At 72.5% G+C, this 19,040-nt stretch carries 13 protein-coding genes and 1 pseudogene; 5 read left to right on the forward strand and 9 right to left on the reverse strand.

Annotated features, from left to right (window positions below; genetic code table 11):
* Nucleotides 1-45: 45 nt before the first annotated feature.
* From IF17_RS0122975 to IF17_RS0122985, 3 genes are all read right to left on the reverse strand, one after another.
* The gene (locus IF17_RS0122975) at nucleotides 46-1,338 is read right to left on the reverse strand and encodes a sensor histidine kinase (RefSeq protein ID WP_030568899.1); all 1,293 of its coding nucleotides are present in this window, start codon (nucleotides 1,336-1,338) and stop codon (nucleotides 46-48) included.
* A 101-nt stretch (nucleotides 1,339-1,439) separates the two neighbouring features.
* Complete coding sequence (locus IF17_RS0122980; RefSeq protein ID WP_030568902.1) at nucleotides 1,440-2,240, reverse strand: ABC transporter permease; 801 nt, start codon at nucleotides 2,238-2,240, stop codon at nucleotides 1,440-1,442.
* 1 nt (nucleotide 2,241) lies between these two features.
* A complete protein-coding gene (locus IF17_RS0122985; protein ID WP_030568905.1) occupies nucleotides 2,242-3,159 on the reverse strand; it encodes an ABC transporter ATP-binding protein in 918 nt (305 codons plus the stop codon).
* A gap of 160 nt (nucleotides 3,160-3,319) precedes the next feature.
* Here IF17_RS0122985 and IF17_RS0122990 point away from each other — a divergent pair, with 160 nt between their 5' ends.
* The 3 genes from IF17_RS0122990 to IF17_RS1000000137205 all read left to right on the forward strand — a co-directional run bounded on the left by IF17_RS0122990 (nucleotide 3,320) and on the right by IF17_RS1000000137205 (nucleotide 8,651).
* Nucleotides 3,320-5,161: an ABC transporter ATP-binding protein gene (locus IF17_RS0122990; protein ID WP_030568909.1), complete on the forward strand. Its 1,842-nt coding sequence runs from the start codon at nucleotides 3,320-3,322 to the stop codon at nucleotides 5,159-5,161.
* Nucleotides 5,158-7,053: an ABC transporter ATP-binding protein gene (locus tag IF17_RS0122995; protein WP_030568911.1), complete on the forward strand. Its 1,896-nt coding sequence runs from the start codon at nucleotides 5,158-5,160 to the stop codon at nucleotides 7,051-7,053. The genes IF17_RS0122990 and IF17_RS0122995 overlap by 4 nt, the downstream gene beginning before the upstream one ends.
* A 95-nt stretch (nucleotides 7,054-7,148) precedes the next feature.
* Nucleotides 7,149-8,651, forward strand: coding sequence for a serine/threonine protein kinase (locus tag IF17_RS1000000137205; protein WP_051884102.1), 1,503 nt, complete (start codon nucleotides 7,149-7,151; stop codon nucleotides 8,649-8,651).
* Here the strand turns inward: IF17_RS1000000137205 and IF17_RS1000000140145 are convergent.
* The 5 genes and pseudogenes from IF17_RS1000000140145 to IF17_RS0123025 form a co-directional block, all read right to left on the reverse strand.
* On the reverse strand, nucleotides 8,568-9,647 hold the full coding sequence (locus IF17_RS1000000140145; RefSeq protein ID WP_280518076.1) for a tetratricopeptide repeat protein: 1,080 nt from the start codon (nucleotides 9,645-9,647) through the stop codon (nucleotides 8,568-8,570). The two genes, IF17_RS1000000137205 and IF17_RS1000000140145, sit on opposite strands and share 84 nt — an antisense overlap.
* A 1,399-nt stretch (nucleotides 9,648-11,046) precedes the next feature.
* Nucleotides 11,047-11,457: pseudogene (locus tag IF17_RS1000000140425) on the reverse strand (AAA family ATPase); the annotation flags it as partial.
* Between the two features lie 6 nt (nucleotides 11,458-11,463).
* Complete coding sequence (locus IF17_RS0123015; RefSeq protein ID WP_032772480.1) at nucleotides 11,464-11,883, reverse strand: hypothetical protein; 420 nt, start codon at nucleotides 11,881-11,883, stop codon at nucleotides 11,464-11,466.
* A 136-nt stretch (nucleotides 11,884-12,019) separates the two neighbouring features.
* A complete protein-coding gene (locus IF17_RS01000000136655) occupies nucleotides 12,020-13,090 on the reverse strand; it encodes an LPXTG cell wall anchor domain-containing protein (protein WP_030568921.1) in 1,071 nt (356 codons plus the stop codon).
* Between the two features lie 249 nt (nucleotides 13,091-13,339).
* On the reverse strand, nucleotides 13,340-14,440 hold the full coding sequence (locus IF17_RS0123025; protein WP_051884104.1) for an FAD-dependent oxidoreductase: 1,101 nt from the start codon (nucleotides 14,438-14,440) through the stop codon (nucleotides 13,340-13,342).
* Between the two features lie 121 nt (nucleotides 14,441-14,561).
* On the opposite strand from IF17_RS0123025, the gene IF17_RS0123030 reads away from it, so the two are divergent.
* A complete protein-coding gene (locus IF17_RS0123030; protein ID WP_030568927.1) occupies nucleotides 14,562-15,155 on the forward strand; it encodes a TetR/AcrR family transcriptional regulator in 594 nt (197 codons plus the stop codon).
* Nucleotides 15,156-15,567: 412 nt separating this feature from the next.
* A complete protein-coding gene (locus IF17_RS0123035; RefSeq protein WP_030568930.1) occupies nucleotides 15,568-17,610 on the forward strand; it encodes a M4 family metallopeptidase in 2,043 nt (680 codons plus the stop codon).
* Between the two features lie 102 nt (nucleotides 17,611-17,712).
* Here IF17_RS0123035 and IF17_RS0123040 read toward each other — a convergent pair whose 3' ends face one another.
* Nucleotides 17,713-18,933, reverse strand: a complete 1,221-nt coding sequence (locus IF17_RS0123040; RefSeq protein ID WP_030568932.1) for an alginate lyase family protein — start codon at nucleotides 18,931-18,933, stop codon at nucleotides 17,713-17,715.
* Nucleotides 18,934-19,040 lie beyond the last annotated feature (107 nt).

The following is a 19,040-nucleotide window of genomic DNA, read 5'->3' on the forward strand; positions in this document are numbered from 1 at the left end:
GTACGGCCGGTCGCGGCTGCCTGGCCAGAGCCGCCGTACAGCCGGTCACGCGTGCCTGACCAGGGGGACCCGGGCCGAGACCGCCGTGCCCCCGCCCGGTTCCGACTCCACCTCCACCGTGCCCGCGATGCGTTCCGCGCGGGCCCGCATGCCGCCGAGGCCGAAGCCGCCGGTGCGGCTCGCCGGTGCGGCGGCGCCCGGGTCGAAGCCGCGGCCGTCGTCCCGTACGTCCAGGGCCAGTTCACCGTCCATGAAGGAGAGCGTGACGCCGACCCGGGAGGCCCCGGCGTGGCGGCCCGCGTTGGCCAGGGCCTCGCCCGCGATGCGCAGGAGGGTGGCGGCGACCTCGTCGTGGACGGGTTCGGCGGTGCCGGTGACGGTGAAGTCGGCCCGTACGCGGTGCTGTTCGGCCCAGGTGGCGACCGTCTTCTCCAGGGCGCCGGTCAGTTCGTCGTGCTCCAGGGCGACGGGGGCCAGGTTGTGGACGGAGCGGCGGGCCTCGCCGAGGCTGTGACGGGCGAGGGCGGCGGCCCGCTCCAGGTGGACGCGGGCGGTCTCCGGATCGCGGTCCGTGACGGAGGTGACGACCTGGAGCTGGGCGATGATCCCGGTGAGGCCCTGGGCGAGGGTGTCGTGGATCTCGGCGGCGAGCCGGCGCCGCTCGTCGTCGACCCCGGCCTCGCGGGCCTGGACGAGGAGCTGGGCGTGCAGGGCCGCGTTCTCCGCCATGGCCGCTTCCAGCCGGAGGTTGGTGCGCTCCAGCTCGGCGATGGTCGCGGCCTGGACCCGGGCCTTCTCCTCCTCCCGCAGGCCGACCTGCCAGAAGAAGAGGGCGAGGGTGGCGTTGACGACGTACAGGACGGCGAAGGCGACCCAGTTCATCAGGGAGGCGGGCGGCAGGCCGCCGCTCTGCGAACCGGCCAGGGTGACGGCGGTGGTGAGCAGCCCGGCGCGGACGAAGCGCTTGGGGAGCAGGGGTTCGACGTCGAAGTAGCTGAGCGCCGCGTAGATCGCGAAGAACGGGTTGAGCCAGGACAGGGCGAAGGCGAGGAGGGTCCTCACGCTGTAGTAGGCCACCCCGGCCGGGGCTCCCGGAGCGGTACGCGGGCGGGCCCGGCCCCACCAGATCTGGAGCCCGTACGCGGCGACGGCCAGGGCCCCGGCCGCGTACATCTCGGTGCGGGTCATGATCAGGTCGGCGGCGACGGCGCCGACCAGGACGGAGAGGGTGAGGACGGCGTAGGGCCCGTACCGGTAGAACTGCTCCCAGCGCTGCTCGGCCGTGACGGGGGCCGCCGGTCCCGGTACGGAGGGGAAGCGGCGGGGCGGGGACGTCATACGGGCAGTCTCCCCCGGCCGCACCGGGCCCACCAGGGCCGCCTCCGCCCCGCTCACACCCACACCCACACCGACGCCCCCGCCCACACTCACGCCCCCGCTCACTGCCACCGGAACATACGGCTCGCGGCGACGCCCATCCCGGCCGTCCACAGGGCGACGATCCCGAGGTGGATCCAGCCCGGCCAGCTCCCGGACGCGGCCTGCTCCAACGCCTGGGAGGCGGCTCCGAACGGGGTGATCTCCACGATGCGGCGCAGGATGTCGGGCATCACCTGGACGGGCAGCCAGACCCCGGCGGTGAACATCATCACCAGGTAGGCGCCCGAGCCGACCGCCGTGGCTGCCTTCGCCGTCGGGGTCACAGCACAGATCATGGCGCCCAGGCTCAGCGCGGCGGCGACGGCGAGCAGCAGCGCCAGCAGATAGCCGGGGAGTTGCCCGGGCAGCGCGACGCCGTAGGCGGTCCGGCCGACGGCGGTGACGAGGAGCGCGGAGCCGAGGCAAGCCGCGCCGTGCAGCAGGATCTGGGCGCCGAGCAGGGCGGAGGGCCGCACCGGGGTGGTGGACATCCGGCGCAGGATGCCGCGCTCGCGGTAGGCGGTGAGGACCGGCGGCATCGCCTGGATCCCCGCCGTGATCATGGCGAGCAGGATCGAGATGGGGACGTACAGGTCGATGACGCGGCGTCCGCCGAGGTCGTCCTGCGTCTCCCTGAAGGCGGGCACGAAGCCGAGGATCACCAGGAGGAGGGAGGGGAAGACGAAGACCCAGAACAGGCTGCCCGGTTCGCGGAGGAAGAGCCGGGTCTCGGCGATCAGGACGGCGGTCGCGGGACCGCGTCGCCGGGCGGCGCCGGGCCCGGGGGTGGTGGCCGGTGCGGTGGTGGTCTCGGTCTGCATGTCAGGCGTCCTGTCCGGTGAGGTCGAGGAAGGCTTCGTCGAGGCTGGTCTCGGTGATGCGCAGCTGCCGGGCGGTGACGCCGAGTTCGGCGAGCAGGGCGACGAACGGGGTGACCGTCTCGTCGGTGCCGTGGACCGTGAGCGTCCCCTCGCGGTCGGGCGGGGTCACGGACGCGACGCCGGGAAGCGCGGTGAGCCGGGTGAGGTCGGGGCCGGTGAGCGCCCGGGACGGCACGAAGGAGATGACGGTGGAGCCGGTGGCCTGCCGGATCAGCCCGGCCGGGGTGTCCAGGGCGACGACCTTGCCCCGGTCGATGACGGCGATCCGGTCGCAGAGGCGCTGGGCCTCCTCCATGAAGTGGGTGACGAGCAGGACGGTCACCCCGCCGTCGCGGATCTCCTCGATGAGCTTCCAGGTGTCGCGGCGGGCCCGCGGGTCGAGGCCGGTGGTCAGCTCGTCGAGGACGACGACCTTCGGGTCGCCGATCAGGGCGAGCGCGATGAAGAGCCGCTGCTTCTGGCCGCCGGAGAGCTTGGCGAAGCGGGTGGTGAGCTTCTCGTCGAGGCCGAGCCGGGCGGCGAGCGGGCGCCAGTCGACGGGGGCCGGGTAGAAGGAGGCGTAGAGCTCCAGCGCCTCCCGTACGGTCAGTTTGGCCTGGAGCTCGCTCTCCTGGAGCTGGGCGCCGAGCAGCCGCGTCACCCGGTCGTGGTCGGCGACGGGGTCGAGCCCGGCGACCTTGACCGTGCCCGCGTCCGGGATGCGCAGGCCCTCCACGCACTCGACGGTGGTGGTCTTGCCCGCCCCGTTGGGACCGAGGATGCCGAAGATCTCCCCCTCCTCGACGGAGAAGGAGACGCCGTCGACCACGTGGCGGCCCGCGTAGGTCTTGCGCACCTCGTTGACTTCGATGATTGCCATGCCCCCAGGGTTCCGGCGGGCGGCGGCGGGCGGTATCCGTCATCACGCTCGACGCTCCATCAACCGATCGGTTGACCCGGGCCTACGACCCCGGGACCAGGCGGGCCCCGGCCGAAATGGGGAGGACCGATGTCAGTGGTGAAACGTAGAGTCGGTTCTGATGCCCCAAAAGCCTGCAGAGCACACGGACCGGTCCGCCGTGCGCTCCCTCCTGCGTCTGTGGCCCTATGTCCGCCCGGTACGGGTCCGTCTCTTCACCGCCGCCTTCGTGGCGATCCTGGCGTCCTGTCTGTCGCTGGTGATCCCGCTGATCCTGAAGTGGATGGTGGACGGGCCCGTCGCCGACCGGGACCCGGGCGGCGTCTGGCTGGGCGCGCTGTATCTGCTGCTGCTCGGGATCGCGGAGGCCGTGCTGTTCGGGTTCCGGCGGTGGCTCGTGGCGCGTCCGCTGGCCGGGGTCGAGGCGTCGATGCGGGCCGACCTCTACCGCCATCTTCAACGGCTTCCGGTGGCCTTCCACGACCGGTGGCCCTCGGGCCAACTACTGTCGCGCGGGACGACGGACCTGATGCTGCTGCGGATGTTCCTGGCGTTCCCGCTGACCTTCCTGGTCGTCAACGCGGCGACGATCCTGGTCGGTTTCCTCATCCTGTTCGCCCAGGACTGGTCGCTCGGTCTGGTGCTGCTGGCGCCCGCGGTGCCGCTGATCATCCTGTGCTCGGTGTTCGAGACGAAGTACTCGCTGGTGGCGCGCAAGGCCCAGGACCAGGTCGGCGATCTGACCACGGTCGTCGAGGAGAGCGTGCTCGGCATCCGGATCGTCAAGGGCTTCGGCCGCCACCGCAGCCAGGCGAAGGCGTTCAAGGCGCTCTCGCAACGGCTGCGCTCCACGGAGCTGGGCAAGGCGCGGCTGCTCGCCGGGATCTGGGCGCTCATCACCACCATCCCGGAGCTGGCGATCGGGGCGGCGCTGGTGCTCGGCACGGTCCAGGTGGCGGACGGCTCGCTGTCGGCGGGCACCCTGGTCGCCTTCCTCTCGACCGCGCTCGCGCTGCGGTGGCCGGTGGAGTCGATCGGGTTCCTGCTGGCGATGAGCCAGGAGGCGGCGACCGCGACCGACCGGTACTTCGAGGTGATGGACGCGGCGGAGGAGGAGGACACGGCGGGCGCCCACGTAAAGGCGCCCGAGGCTCCCGCCGGGATGGTGTTCGAGGGCGTGGAGTTCCGCTACCCGGACGCGGAGCCGGGCTCGCCGCCGGTCCTCGCCCGGATCGACCTGCATGTGCGGCCCGGCGAGACGATGGCCCTGGTGGGCGGTACGGGCTCCGGCAAGACGACGCTCACCGCGCTGGTCCCCCGGCTGCACGAGGTGACCGGCGGGCGGATCGCGCTGGACGGCGAGGACATCGCCACGATGGAGCGCTCACGGCTGCGGGAGCTGGTGTCGGTGGCGTTCGAGGAGCCGACGCTGTTCTCGGCGACCGTCGGCGAGAACGTGCTGATGGGGGCCGAGGGCGCGGACGAGGACCAGGTGCGCCGGGCGCTCGCGGTGGCCCAGGCCGACTTCGTGGACCGGTTGCCCCAAGGCCTGGACACGGAGGTCGGCGAGCAGGGCCTGAGCCTCTCCGGCGGCCAGCGTCAACGCCTCGCCCTGGCCCGGGCGGTGGTGGGCCGGCCGCGCTTCCTGGTGCTGGACGACCCGCTCTCGGCGCTCGACGTGCACACGGAGACGCTGGTGGAGGCGGCGTTGCGCCAGGTACTGGAGGAGACGACGGCGGTGGTGGTGGCGCACCGGCCGTCGACCGTGATGCTGGCGGACCGGGTGGCGCTGCTGTCGGAGGGCCGGATCACGGCGGTGGGCACGCATCAGGAGCTGCTGCGGTCGAACGCGGAGTACGCGTGGCTGATGTCGGGGGCGGAGCCTGGTGGCGGCCCCGACCCGCTGACCACCGGGACCCCCGCCGCCGCCCAGCAGGTACCCGTCGAGGAGGGCACCCGATGACCACGACCGCCGACGACGCCGCGCGCACCACCTCAGGTGACGACGGCACACCGGAGCCCGGACAGAAGGCACAGGCACCCGCACCCGCCCCGGACAGCCCCGGCGACCCCTTCGACCAGGACGACCTGCCCGCACCGCCCGGCGCGACCCGATCGCTCCTGTTCTCCCTGCTCAGGCCGATGCGCGGCCGGGTGGCGGTGGCCGCGCTGCTGCTGGTCCTCCAGCAGGCGGCGGTGCAGGCGGGCCCGCTGCTGGTGGCGTACGCGATCGACAGCGGCGTCCCGGCGTTCCGGGACCACGACTACGGGCCGCTGATCGCGGTGGCCGTGGGCTATCTGCTCTGCTCGGTGGGCGCGGGCGTGCTCCAGTACGCGTTCATCCGGGGCTCGGCCCGCATCAACCAGGACGCGCTGCTGGACCTGCGCGGCCGGATCTTCCGGCACGCCCAGGTGCTGAGCGTGGACTTCCACGAGCGCTACACCTCGGGACGGCTGATCTCGCGCTCCACCACGGACGTCGAATCGCTCCAGGAGCTGCTGAGCGAGGGGCTCCAGGAGCTGATCACCGTCGTCCTCTCCTTCGTGTCGATCGGGCTGGTCCTGCTCTGGCTGGACCTCGGCATAGGAGGGATCGCCGTGCTCTCCTTCGTACCGCTGTATCTGCTGGTACGGCTCTACCGGCGGCGGGCGGCCGTGGTGTACGGGGCGCGGTCGACGGCGATCGCGTCGGTGATCGTGAAGTTCGCGGAGACCATGAACGGCATCCGGCCGGTCCGGGCGTTCCGCCGGGAGCGGTCCAACGACACCGCGTTCGCCTCGCTCAACCACGTCCACGAGCGGCGCAACGGTGACGCGCTGCTGGAGATGGCGCGTTACGTGGTCGGCTCGCGGCTGGTCGCCAACACGGCGGTCGCCGGGATGGTCCTGTGGGGCGCCTACCGGGTGGCCGACGGGACGCTGGCGCTCGGGGTGCTGGCGGCGGCGGTGCTGTATCTGCGCCGGCTCTACGACCCCATCGACCGGCTGGGGATGTTCCTCAACTCCTACCAGTCGGCAGCGGCCTCGCTGGAGAAGATCGCCGGCCTGCTGGCCCAGACCCCGACGGTCCCGGTGCCGGCGGACCCGAAGGAGCTGCCGGCCCGCTCCGACGGCCACCCGGGCCGGGAGGTCGTCTTCGACGGGGTGCGGTTCGCCTACCGTACGGGCGGCGAGGTGCTGCCCACGTTCGACCTGCGCATCCCGGCGGGCGCCACGGTGGCGGTCGTCGGCTCGACGGGCGCGGGCAAGTCGACCCTGGCCAAGCTGCTGGCCCGCTTCTACGACCCGACCGACGGCCGCGTGCTGCTGGACGGGGTGGACCTGCGGGACCTGGCCACGGCCGAGCTGCGCAAGGGCGTGGTGATGGTGACCCAGGAGGCGTTCCTGTTCTCCGGAACGGTCGCGGAGAACATCGCGATCGGCCGCCCGGACGCCACCCCGGACGAGATCGAGCGGGCGGCGAAGGCGATCGGCGCGCACGACTTCATCGCCGCGCTGCCCGAGGGCTACGACACCGACGTACGCAAGCGGGGCGGCCGGATCTCGGCGGGCCAGCGCCAGTTGGTCGCCTTCGCCCGCGCCCTGCTGGCGGACCCGGCGGTCCTGATCCTCGACGAGGCGACCAGCTCCCTGGACATCCCCGGCGAGCGGGCGGTGCAGCGCGCCATGGACACGATGCTGCACGGCCGCACGGCGGTGGTGATCGCCCACCGCCTGTCCACGGTGGAGATCGCGGACCGGGTGCTGGTGATGGAGGGCGGCCGCATCGTGGAGGACGGCGCGCCCGCCGAACTCATCGGCGGCACGGGGCGGTTCGCGGGGCTGCACCGGACGTGGAAGGACAGCCTGGTCTGAGGGTCGGCCAGTGATCGGCTGGACCGGTCGGCGGGGCGTTCGGGAAACTGATGGTTCAGCGGTGCGCACCGCACCTGGCGAGGGGGCCCGATCGCATGCCCGACCTGCTGGACGACCGATTCCGGCTGACCGCGCGGCCACCGGCCGACGGTGAGGAGGGGTATCTGAAGGCGTGGGACCGGCAGCGCAGGCGTTCCGTGGAGTTGAAGCTGCTGGTGGGCCCTCCCGTGGCGCCCGGCGACCCGGCCCGGGCGGAGGTGTTCGCGGAGGCGGCCCGGAGCGCGCTGGGGATGGCGGCGCCGCATCTGACCGACGTCCATGACTGCGGGCAGGGCACCGTGGACGGCAGGTCCGCGAGGTATCTCGTGCTGGCACCCCTGCTCGACGACACGGTGGCGGAGTCGTCGCGGAACGAGCCGCCGGAGCTGGCCACGGTGCTGGAGTGGGGCGTCCAGCTGTGCGGGGCGCTGGAGCGGGTGCACCGGGCCGGGCAGGTGCACGCGGACCTGCGTCCCGACAACGTGTTCCTCAAGAAGGGCACGGTCACCCTGGGGGCGCCGAGCATCGCCCGGCTCGCCGCGCGGCCCGTCCCCGGCGGCGCGGTGCACTACACCTCACCCGAGCTGGCGGCCGGGCACGGTGAGGTCGGGCCGCACTCCGACCTCTACTCGCTGGGCTGTCTCCTGTACTTCCTCGTCACGGGCCGTCCGCCTTTCACAGGAAGTCGCGACGAGGTGCTCGAACTGCTCCGCGCGAGCGAACCCGATCCGTCCTGGCTCCACGCTCCGATGGTCCCGCAACGGCTCGACCACCTCCTGCGGGAACTCCTGGAGAAGGATCCGGGGCGCCGCCCCGCCGACGCCGCCGAAGTCGCCCGCAGGCTACGGGAGATCGCGGACGGGCCCCTGCCGAGGACCGCTCATCCGCCGGTGCCGAGCGTCTCGTCCACCCCGCCCTCCTCCCACTCCTCCCCGGACGCGGGCGTCGCCACGAGGATGTTCGAGCCGGGCCCGGCCGGGGTCGATACGGCGGTGCCGTCCCTCGCCACCGTACTGATCTGCCTGTCCGTCGCGGGCGCCACCGGGGGCGTGCTGACCGCGCTCACCTCCGTGGGCCTCCCGGCGGCGGCGGGACTCACCGCGCTCGCCCTGGCGCTCTGGTTCGGGTTCGCCCACCTCGCCCTGGGGCTGCGGCGTCAACAGGACGGCGCGTTGCAGAGCCTGGGGTGCGGCATGTTCCTGGCCTTCGCGGGTGTCAGCGCGGTGGCCGTGGCGCGGCTGCCCTGGTCCTGGTGGGCGGCCCTGCCCGTCGGTCTGCTGATCGCCGCCGCCACCAGTCTCCTCGCACTCATCGCCTATGCCGGGCTCGTCGGTTCCCCGCACGGGGTCTTCCACTCGTACGGATACCCGTGGGCGCTCTCCCAGTACGCCGGGGCCGGGGCCGCCGTCATCGCCCTCGTCACCGGTGCGGCCGTCCGGTACGGGCAGGACGCCCCGTGGGACCGGGCCGCCGTGTCAGGGCTGAGCGCCTGGCTCGGCGCGGGCCTCGCCCTGGCCCTCGTACTGATCGGGTATCGCGGGCGCCGGCCCGGCCTGTGACCCCTCCCCCGGCCGTCCGGCCCCCGCCAGCTCCGCGAGGTACCGGGGGATACGGCGTACGAGCGGTTCTCCGGGCCCCAGGAAGCGCTCCGCGTCGGCGGCGGCGGTCGTGAGCAGGGAGACGGCGCGACGCGTGTCCCCCGTCGCCGCATACGTACGGGCCAGTGCGGTGCGCGCCGCCACCGTGACACCGTCACGGCGCCCGCAGTGCGCCTCGGCGTCGTAGAGGGTCCCCTCCAGCAGGGACACCGCTCGTTCCAGGTCGCCGCTCTCCCGGTACGCGCTTGCGCGGTCGACGCGTGCGACCAGAACCGGGGCCGGGCGCACACCTGCGGCCGACTCCAGTTCCAGGAGAGCCCGCTCCAGCAGGGGCACCGCACGCCGCGTGTCACCGGCCGCCAGCAGCGCCCGCCCCAGCAGTTGCCTGAACGCCGTGGTCTCGGCATGGCTCCCGCCGAAGACGTCCTCCGCCAGCGCCAGGCCTTCCTCCAGGAAGGGGACCGCCCTCTCCTCCTCCCCCGCCGCCATCAGGGCCACCACGAACGCCTTCTTCAGGTGCAGGACGTCCGGGTGGCGGTCCCCGAGAGCGGTGATCCAGTCGCCGAGGCTCTCCTCGTGGAGGGCGAGGGCCTGCTCCGGCTGCCCGGCCCCCACCGCGACGCGTGCCCGGTGGCTGCGCATCGCGGGAACGATGAGGGTCTCGTCGAAGAGGCTCCCGGCCTCGGCGATGCCGTGATCCAGCACCTCGGCGGCCCGGCCCGGCTCTCCGGCCTCCTCATAGGCGAGCGCGAGCCCGGTCCGGCAGGCGAACACCGAAGGGTGCCGAGGTCCGAACAGGGCTTCCCTCCGCGCGAGGCTCTGCCGGTACAACTCGACCGCCCGGAGCGGGTCCTGCGAAGCCGCGTAGGCGTCGGCCAGGTTCTCCCGTGCGTCACAGGTGTCGGCGTCCTGCCCGCCCAGCGCCGCCTCGGCGTCGAAGAGGTTCCGCTCGAACATCGCCACGGCGTGCTCCGGCCACCCCGCCGCCTGGTAAGCGGCGGCGAGCCGGCCACGTACGCCGACCGTCCGGCGGACATCGCCGCCACCGCTCATGACGGCGGCCAGCTCCCTCTTCAGCAGCGGGACGGCCTGCTCGGGCCGCCCCAACTCCATGTAGCAGCGGGCCAGTCGGATGAGGGAGGGACCGGTGAGACCCCGCCCACGGGGTCCGCGCCGCCGGCCCTCGTGCTCCAGGCGGTCGACGGCCCGCTCCAGCTCGCCCGCGTAGATCAAGGCCTCGGTGTAGTTGCTGCTCAAGGCCGTGCGGGCCGGGTGGGAGCCGCCCCAGATACCCGAGGACGAGCGCCCCTTCCTGCGGGCGCGACCAGCGGCTGCTGTAGTCGGCGAGGCGCACCAGGAGTGCAGCGGTGTCCACCCTGTCGTCCGCCGGGCCGGTCAGCCGGAGAAGCGCCTCCAGGTGCGGCACCATCTCCCGTTCGCGCGCCCATCCACCCGTGCCGTCCGGGATGTCCAGAACCGCTCCCAGCAGCAGCTCCACGGCCTCCTGCCGGGCAGCCCGCACGCTCCGCCCATGCGCGGGGTCCGGGGTGCGGGCGACAGCCTGGACCAGGCGGTGCACCTTCACCGACTCGCGGTCGAGCCTGATGAGGCTGTACGCGTGGAGCACCCCGAGCGCCCGGTCGATCTCCGGTCCGGTCAGCTCCCGGTGCGCGGTACGGCCGCGTTCCTTCACCCATCCGGCGCGCTGCGCCCACCGCCGCCGCGCGTACGGGAGGGTCCAGCCCCACAGCCGCCGCGCCGCTCGCCCGGAAGGCGCCGACCTGTCCTCGCGGAGCCGGCCGAGGAGGCTGCGCGGCACCTGGTCCGGCGCGAACCAGGACAGCACCCGCAGGACGTAGGTGGCGTACGGGTTCTCGTCCTGGGCGGCGCGCAGCGAGTGCTGCCAGACGCGGGCGACCGTCCGCTCGTGCTCGTCGCGGCGCGGCCCGATGGCGAGTGCCTCCGCCGCGGGGTCCCGCAGCAGCGCCAGATAGCCGGACGGGTCGGTCCTGGTCTGGTTCAGGTACGCCGCCGCCTGCTCCAGGGCGAGCGGGAGGCAGCCCAGCTCTCCCGCCAGCTCGCGGAACCGGGCGCACTCGCCCCCGTCCACCACCAGGCGCTCCAGGAACTCCACGGCCGCGTCCTCGGGCAGCTCGTCCAGGGCCAGTGTTCCGCACCGCGCGTGCCAGCCCGTGGCCTGCCGGGTGGTGATCAGGATGCGGCCGCCGACGAGGGAGCCCAGCAGGGCGTCGACGTCCGCCGGCCGCTCGGCGTTGTCCAGGATGAGCAGCCAGCCGCCATGGCCCTGGAGCCAGTTCTTCGCCCAGGTGGCCCGCTGGTCCGGCGAGAGCCCGCTCGGCTCCAGGAGGTGGTTGAGGTCGTCGGCGAAGGCGGCCAGCGCGGCGGTCATGCCGACGGGACTGTCCGCCGGGAGCCGCAGGATCGGGTTGTGGTCCTCGCGGTACCGGTAGGCGTACTCCAGCGCGAGAGCGGTCTTGCCGACGCCGCCCATGCCGTGGATGACCACGGCGGTACGGCCGTCCTCGGGCCGCAGCACGTCACGCAGGCGGGCGAGTTCCCGCTCGCGTCCGACGAACACCTGGTTCCGGGGCTCCGACAGGCGGATGAGTCCGTCGTGGGCCGCCACCTCGCCCGTGGGCAGAAAGGGCAGGTGCGTGTGGTGCTGGATGAGCCCGAAGTTGTACTTGACCGCCGTGGAGCCGATGCCGGAGGCGATGAACTGCTCCGGCCGTTCCTCCGATGCCACAGCGCCTCACCGCTCGACGGTCACATCGCCACCGGTGCTGATCACCCCGTGGTTCACCCTCGCCGTGACGGCCCCCTGGCCGGAGGCCACGTACGACTCGTTCGGACGCACCGGAGCCGGCAGCAACTCCGCGAGGTCGCGGGCCAGTTCGTCGTCCTCCCGGAGCAGCCGCCTGATCTCGGCGCGCAGCCCCGCCTGGGCCTCCGTGTCCTCAGGGTCGTCGGCGACACCCTGCACGGCCCGCTGGAGGTAGGGGCGGCTCTCCTCGCGACGCCACAGGCGCTGGAGAACGCGCTGCCCCAGGGAGACGGTCGCCGTCACCCCCTCGTCGGCGGTCCGCGTCAGCACAGCCGTGCCGTACGCCCCCACCGCCGCGCCGACGAACGGCCAGCCCTGCTCCACCAGTTGTGCCACATCGAACGTCATGCGCCCTCCCCCGCTCATGAGTTCTCCATGGTGCCAGGTTTCGGGTGCGTACGCAGGTGCCCCCGGGGTCACCACCGCACAGGGGCGCCCCCTGCCCGGGTGAGGACAGGGGGCGCGTTCACTTCCCGTACGTACGTCAGGCGGTCGCGTCGCCCTTGCGGCGGCGGCCCAGCGCGAAGACGACACCGGCGCCGGCGAGGATCGCCACCCCGCCGATGGCCGCGATGACCGGCAGGTTGGAGTCGGACCCGGTCTGGGCGAGGGTGCCCTCGGGCTTGATCTCGGTGTTGCCGACGGGCTTGGCCGGGACCGGCTTCTTGCCGCCCGTCTGGGGCTCGGCCTCGTTCGGCTCGCCCGCGTCGGTGCCTGCGGCCAGGACGTCGAACTCGTAGAACTGCTCGCCCTCGGGGTAGACGCAGTTGCCCTCCTCGTCGGCGTAGAGGCCGATGATGATGGCGAAGCCGTAGCCCTCGGGCGCCTTCTTGTCGACGCTCAGGCGCAGGTCGATGGAGAAGGACTCCTTGGCCCGGATGTCGGTGTAGCCGATGTAGCCGATGACCTCGTCGTCCTGGTCGAGGGAGATGTCCGACCAGGCGCCCGTCTCCGGGTCCTTGAACTGGAGCGTGAGGTGGTCGGTGTTCGGCAGCCAGTTGTCGTCGTCGACCTGGGCGGCGACGAGACCGAGGTCGACCCGCTTGTAGGCCTTGTCGCCCTTGTTCTCCACGTTCAGCTTGAAGGCGTGGAACCCGCTGCCCGCGACGACCTCGGAGGGAAGACCGGAGAGCGAGGTGCGCAGGTTCTCATCGGTCCGCTCGTCCTCCGTGTCCTGGCAGATGTCACTGGGCGAGGTGACGGACGGGGCCGGGGAAGGCGGGGTGGCGGAGGGGGAGGTGGGCTTGTCCTCGGGCTTCTCCGCCGGCTTCTCCTCCTCACCGGCGGGCTTCTCCTCCTCCTCCTTCTCCTTCTCCTCCTCGGCCGGGGTCTTCTCCTCGCCCTCCTCGGCAGCGGGGTTCTCCCCGTCCGGGGCGGGGACGGTGTCGGCCTCCTCGTCCGCAGGCGGCGTCTCGGGCTCCTCCGGCGCGGTGGCGGTCTCGGTCGCCTCCGGGGTGGGGCTCGGGGTGGCGAAGGCGGCCGGGGACGACAGGAGGGTGACCGGGGCGAGTACGGCGGTCGCTGCTGCGACGGCCAGAGCGCGGCGGATCTTCATGCGATGAGGTCCTCTGGAGAGTCTGGGTGCCGCTGCGACGGCACGAAGGCTGGGAGGGCCGTCCGGGTTTCGATGGGGAGGGAGACGCGGGTGAGGCCAATGGGTGTGACTGTCGCCGGTGGTGCGGGGTTGTACCCGACAGACGATCGAATCGTGTGAAGCAGCACACAGCAAGCACACAGGAAGTGCACATTCCGGGACTTCCGCCCCCTCGCCTCCCCCGACTCACCCCTTCACCCACTCCCCCGCTCACCCCGGCAGCAGCCGCACCGCCCCGTTCCGCAGCCGGGTCCGTTCCGTACTCATGAAGCGGTGCAGGGTCAGGGAGGCGAAGGCGGTCCGCTGGGCGCTGCGGCGGCGTTCGCGGTCGTAGGCGCGCAGGGCGGCGGCGAGCCCGGCGGCGCCCGGGGGCGCCACGGCGACCGCCCGGGCCAGGGCGTCCGCGTCCAGGATCGCGGTGCAGGCACCCTGGCCCAGGTTGGGCGTCATGGCGTGCGCCGCGTCGCCGACCAGCGCGACGTGGCCCACCGAGGCGTCGCCCGAGACGAACGAGGGCAGCGCCGGGTGGAGGTGGCGCATCTCGTACCGGATCCAGGTGTCCGGGTCGGTGGCGTCCAGGATGCGCGGGATCGGGTCGTGCCAGCCGGCGAAGGAGGCGCGCAGCTCGTCGGCGGTGGTGACCTCGGGGACGGTGGCGTACCAGTTGGTGCGGCCCGGCTCCACCGGGGTCAGTCCGAAGAAGCGGCCGCTGCCCCAGGTCTCGCCGTGGACCGGGCTCTCGAAACCGGCGATGCCGATCCACGCGACCGTGCCGACCTCGCGCGGGCCGCTGCGGTCGCCGAAGCGGGCGGTACGCACGGCGCTGCGGATGCCGTCGGCGCCGACCACCAGGTCCGACCCGGCGGCCAGGGCGCTCACCTCGGTGACGGTCTCCCCGAGTTTCACCGGTACGTCCCCGAAGGCGTCCAGGCCCGCGAGCAGGGCGTCGACCAAGTAGGGCCGGGAGATGAGAAGTTCGGGACGGCCCGCCTTCTCCTCGATGCGCTCCAGCGGGAGACGGGCCAGAACGCGGCCGTCCGGGGTGCGGATGCGGGCGTCGCGGTAGGGGACCGCGTGGTCGCGCAGGGCCGCTTGGACGCCGAGGCGGTCGAGGGCCGCCTGCGCGGTGGGGTGGATGCCGAACGCGGCGCCGTACCGCTCCAGTTCGGTGCGGCGCTCCAGCACGGTCACACGCCAGCCCGCCCGCCGCAGCCCGATCGCGGTGGCGAGGCCCCCGATGCCCGCCCCGACGACGGTCGCCGTCCTGGTCCCCACCCCTGCTCCTACCCCTGTGCCCGTACGCCGCGTCATGCCGTACTCCCGAAGCTCGCCCGGCCGGTGCGAAACAACCACCACATCCGTGGTACCACGCCTGGGGTAGCATCGGCAAGCAGCACGAAGACCACAGCGGTACGGAACCGAGGGAGCGCGCGTGAATCCCGACCGGCGCGACCGGCTGCGCGACGCGGCCGTCGCCGTCCTGGCCGAGGAGGGCGGGCGCGGCCTCACCCACCGCGCCGTGGACCGGGCGGCCGAGGTGCCGGACGGGACCACCAAGAACTACTTCCCGACCCGGGACGCGGTGCTGCGGGCGGTGGCCGAGCGTTGCCTGGAGCAGTACCTCGCGCTCACCGCCCAGCTCGCCGCCGGACCCGGCCCCGCCGACCGCGAGGGGCTGACCGCCCTGTTCCGCACCCTCCTGGAGAACGTCGCCGGACCCGGCCGCCCCCGCCTCCTCGCCTACCTGGAGCTCCAGGCGGAGGCGGCCCGGCGCCCCTGGCTCTCCGCCCTCCTCGACCCGATGGCGAGCGGCGACTTCGCGGGGTTCGAGGCGGCCCAGCGGACCGCCGGACTGCCCGTCACCCCGCAGCGGGCGGCCACCGTCACGCTCGCGCTGCACGCGGCGATCCCGCACCTGCTGGGAGGCGGCCGGGGCACGCTGGCGGCGGCAGGGCTGGACGACCTGGACCGGTTCGTACGGGGTCTCCTGGACGCGGTGTACCCGCCGGACGCCACCCCGGCCTGAGCGCGCCGACCCGGCGCACGCCATCACCGCCCGAGCGCGCCGCCAGGACCACGCGCGGACCACCCCCTTCCGCTGGCGGGATCTGGCCAGAACCCGTCCCCGTCTCACCAGATGGGCTGTAACCGCTTCCGGGCGTGCCGCTCGCATGTGCCCCCGACGCACCGAACCTGTGCGCACCCTGTGAATACGGGCCTTCACACACCCCGGCAACATTGCGGTAATGATCGGCGAAACGTCCGCTTAACGAACATGACCTTTCTGGCAACGAACGAATTCCGGCCAACTTATTGACGCGCTCCTGACAGGCGCACGGATCTCCTGCCACTCTTCACCCCGTTCTGCGCACCGCCTGCACTGTCCCGGACGGCTCGTCCAGCGCCGCCGGGTAACCCCCCTCGCAGAAGGAGTCCGCGTGAGATCCACGCCCAGCCGTCGCGCCACCGCGACCGGCGCTCTGATAGCCGCAGCAGCCATGATCGCCGTCGGACTGCAGTCCGGCTCCGCCACCGCCACCCCGACCTCGGCCGCCCCCGCCGGCGGAATCACCGCCGGCTCGAAGGCCGACCCGGGTTCGCTCCCCGCCAAGCTCTCCCCCGCCCAGCGCGCCGCGCTCCTCAGCGAGGCCGACGCCACCAAGGCGGCCACCGCCAAGGAGCTCGGGCTCGGCGCCACGGAGAAGCTCGTCGTCCGTGATGTCGTCCAGGACCGGGACGGCACCACGCACACCCGCTACGAGCGCACCCTCGACGGGCTCCCCGTCCTCGGCGGCGACCTGGTGGTCCAGGAGACCACGGCCGGCAAGACCCTGAGCGTCGTCAAGGCGTCGAAGGCGACCACCGCCCAGCTGAAGGCCGTCGGTCTCACCGCCGACGTGGCCCCGGCCGCCGCCGAGAAGCAGGCGCTCGGTGCGGCGAAGACCGAGGGCTCGAAGGCGACGAAGGCGGAGAAGGCACCGCGCAAGGTCGTCTGGCTGGGCAGCGGCTCCCCGCAGCTCGCCTACGAGACGGTGGTCGGCGGACTCCAGCACGACGGCACCCCCAACGAGCTCCACGTCATCACCGACGCGGCCTCCGGCGAGAAGCTGTACGAGTGGCAGGCCGTCCACAACGGGACCGGCAACACCCAGTACAGCGGCCAGGTGACGCTGGGCACCGCGCCCTCGTACACGCTGACCGACACCACGCGCGGCAACCACAAGACGTACAACCTCAACCGGGGCACCTCCGGCACCGGCACGCTGTTCTCCAAGTCGACCGACGTCTGGGGCAACGGCACCCCCCAGAACGCCGAGACGGCAGGCGCCGACGCCCACTACGGCGCCGCGCTCACCTGGGACTACTTCAAGAACGTGCACGGCCGCAACGGCCTGCGCGGAGACGGTGTCGGCGCGTACTCCCGCGTCCACTACGGCAACAACTACGTCAACGCCTTCTGGCAGGACAGCTGCTTCTGCATGACGTACGGCGACGGCGACGGCAACGTCAAGCCGCTGACCTCCATCGACGTGGCCGCCCACGAGATGACCCACGGCCTGACCTCGGTCACGGCCAAGCTGGTCTACAGCGGTGAGTCCGGCGGCCTCAACGAGGCGACGTCCGACATCTTCGCGGCCGCCGTCGAGTTCAACGCGAACAACTCCCAGGACCAGGGCGACTACCTGGTCGGCGAGAAGATCGACATCCGTGGCAACGGCACCCCGCTGCGCTACATGGACAAGCCGAGCAAGGACGGCAGCTCCAAGGACGCCTGGTACTCCGGCATCGGCGGCATCGACGTCCACTACTCCTCGGGCCCGGCCAACCACTGGTACTACCTGCTCTCCGAGGGCAGCGGCACCAAGACGATCAACGGTGTCAACTACGACTCCCCGACCTCCGACGGACTGCCGGTCACCGGCATCGGCCGGGACAAGGCGTCGCTGATCTGGTTCAAGGCGCTCACCACCAAGTTCACCTCGACGACCAACTACGCCGCTGCCCGCACCGGCACGCTCGCGGTCGCCAGTGAGCTGTACGGCGCCACCAGCCCCGAGTACGCGGCCGTGGCCCACGCCTGGGCCGGCATCAACGTGGGTGCCCGTCCCGGCGGCGGCGACCCCGACCCGGGTGGCAAGGTCTTCGAGAACAACACCGTCGTGAACATCCCGGACGCGGGCGCGGCCGTCACCAGCACGGTCAACGTCACCGGTGTCACCGGCAACGCCCCGAGCACCCTCAAGGTCGACGTGAACATCACGCACACCTACCGCGGTGACCTCGTGATCGACCTGGTGGCCCCGGACGGCACCGCCTACCGGCTGAAGAACTCCTCCTCCGGCGACTCCGCGGACAACGTGGTGGCGACCTACACGGTCAACGCCTCGTCCGAGGTGGCCAACGGAGCCTGGAAGCTGAAGGTCCAGGACGTCGCGCGGGCGGACACCGGCCGCATCAACAGCGTCAAGCTCACCTTCTGACCCCACGGGATCACCGCACCACCGCACCACCGCATGACCGAACGGCCCGGCAGGGGTTCTGCTCCCCTGCCGGGCCATTCGCCGTGCTCAACCCCTCGCAGTTCAGGCCGGGTTGTCGGCGTGGGTCAGCGTCTCCCAGGCCACGAACAGGTTGTTGGACCCGGCCGGCCGCTGCCGCTCGGTCAGCGTCCGCGTGTTGGTCATCGCGTAACCGAGCCGGTTGGACAGGGCGTTGAACCCGACCTCGGTGATGGGACCGAGGCTGTCCTTGAGCGAACCGCCGCAGAGCGAGGACGGGACAGGCGTCCCGAGCTGATGCTTGGCGTGCAGCCCCATCGCGTGCCGCAGCCGGTCGGCGACCTCCGGGTAGAGGTCCTGGCCCTGGATCCGGCTGGTCTCCGCGATGTGCGCGATGGCCGAGATGCCGTAACCGGTGTGGGTCAGATCGCGGCAGGTCTCCTGGGAGAGCCCGTCCATGAAGGTGGACTGGCCCTGCCAGTAGTTGATGATTTTGGCCCGGGTGTCGAGTCCGCTCCCCGGTGCGACCTTGGGCAGCGCGCCGTCGGCGGTCACATAGATGTACGCGGGGACCCGCCCGCGGAACTTGGAGACGGCCTTGTCGTAGGCGGCGCGGTCCTCCAGGAAGACCGAGATCCCGATCGCCGCCTCGGTCATCGACAGTTCCCAGTTACCGTTGGAGTGGGAGCCGTTGGTGACCTTCGGCAGGTAGACGTTGCGCAGCATGGTCCCGAAGCGCCCCGAGCCCGGCCAACCGCTGTACGTGTACTTGATGATCTCGGCGGCCCGCGGCCAGGAGGAGCCGGCCCAGCCGGTCTGGAGCGGCGCGTTGCTGTTGGTGTGGTCCCGGATCACGGCCGACCAGGCGTCCATGATCTCGATCGCCTTCTGCGCGTACCGGCTGTCCTGGGTGATGTACCAGGCCAGCGAGAGCGTGTACGCGGCGATGGCGTCCTCGCGCTCGTCGGTGCAGCCGTTGTTGGGGTTGGAGTACGAGCCGCACTCGACGATCGCGCGGGGCTTGGCGGTCCGGGACAGCGAGGCGTACCTGCTCCCCATCATCTGGTCGTACGCACCCTTCCAGGGCTGGGCGCCCGCCTGCACCCTGCCCCGGACGAAGTCCAGTTGGGGCCGGCTGACGAGGACGCCGGGGTGGGTGAAGGAGGCCGGGGCGGCGGCTGCGGCAGGTGCAGGTGCGGCGGCCGGGGCTCTCTCCGCCAGGGCGGGGGCGGCGAGGGCGGTGGTGAGCAGCGCGGCCAGTCCGGCGGCGGTGCCGAGGACGCGGGGGATGGTGCCGGTACGCATGTGGGGTGCCTTCCGGAGCGGTGATGGTCCGACGGCCCCGCCCGACAGGGAGTTCACATACATGAACATGAGGCCGCATGGTGAACCTGTGATGTGTGAGGAACGTA

Source organism: Streptomyces cyaneofuscatus (assembly GCF_000718135.1).
GTDB lineage: Bacteria > Actinomycetota > Actinomycetes > Streptomycetales > Streptomycetaceae > Streptomyces > Streptomyces cyaneofuscatus.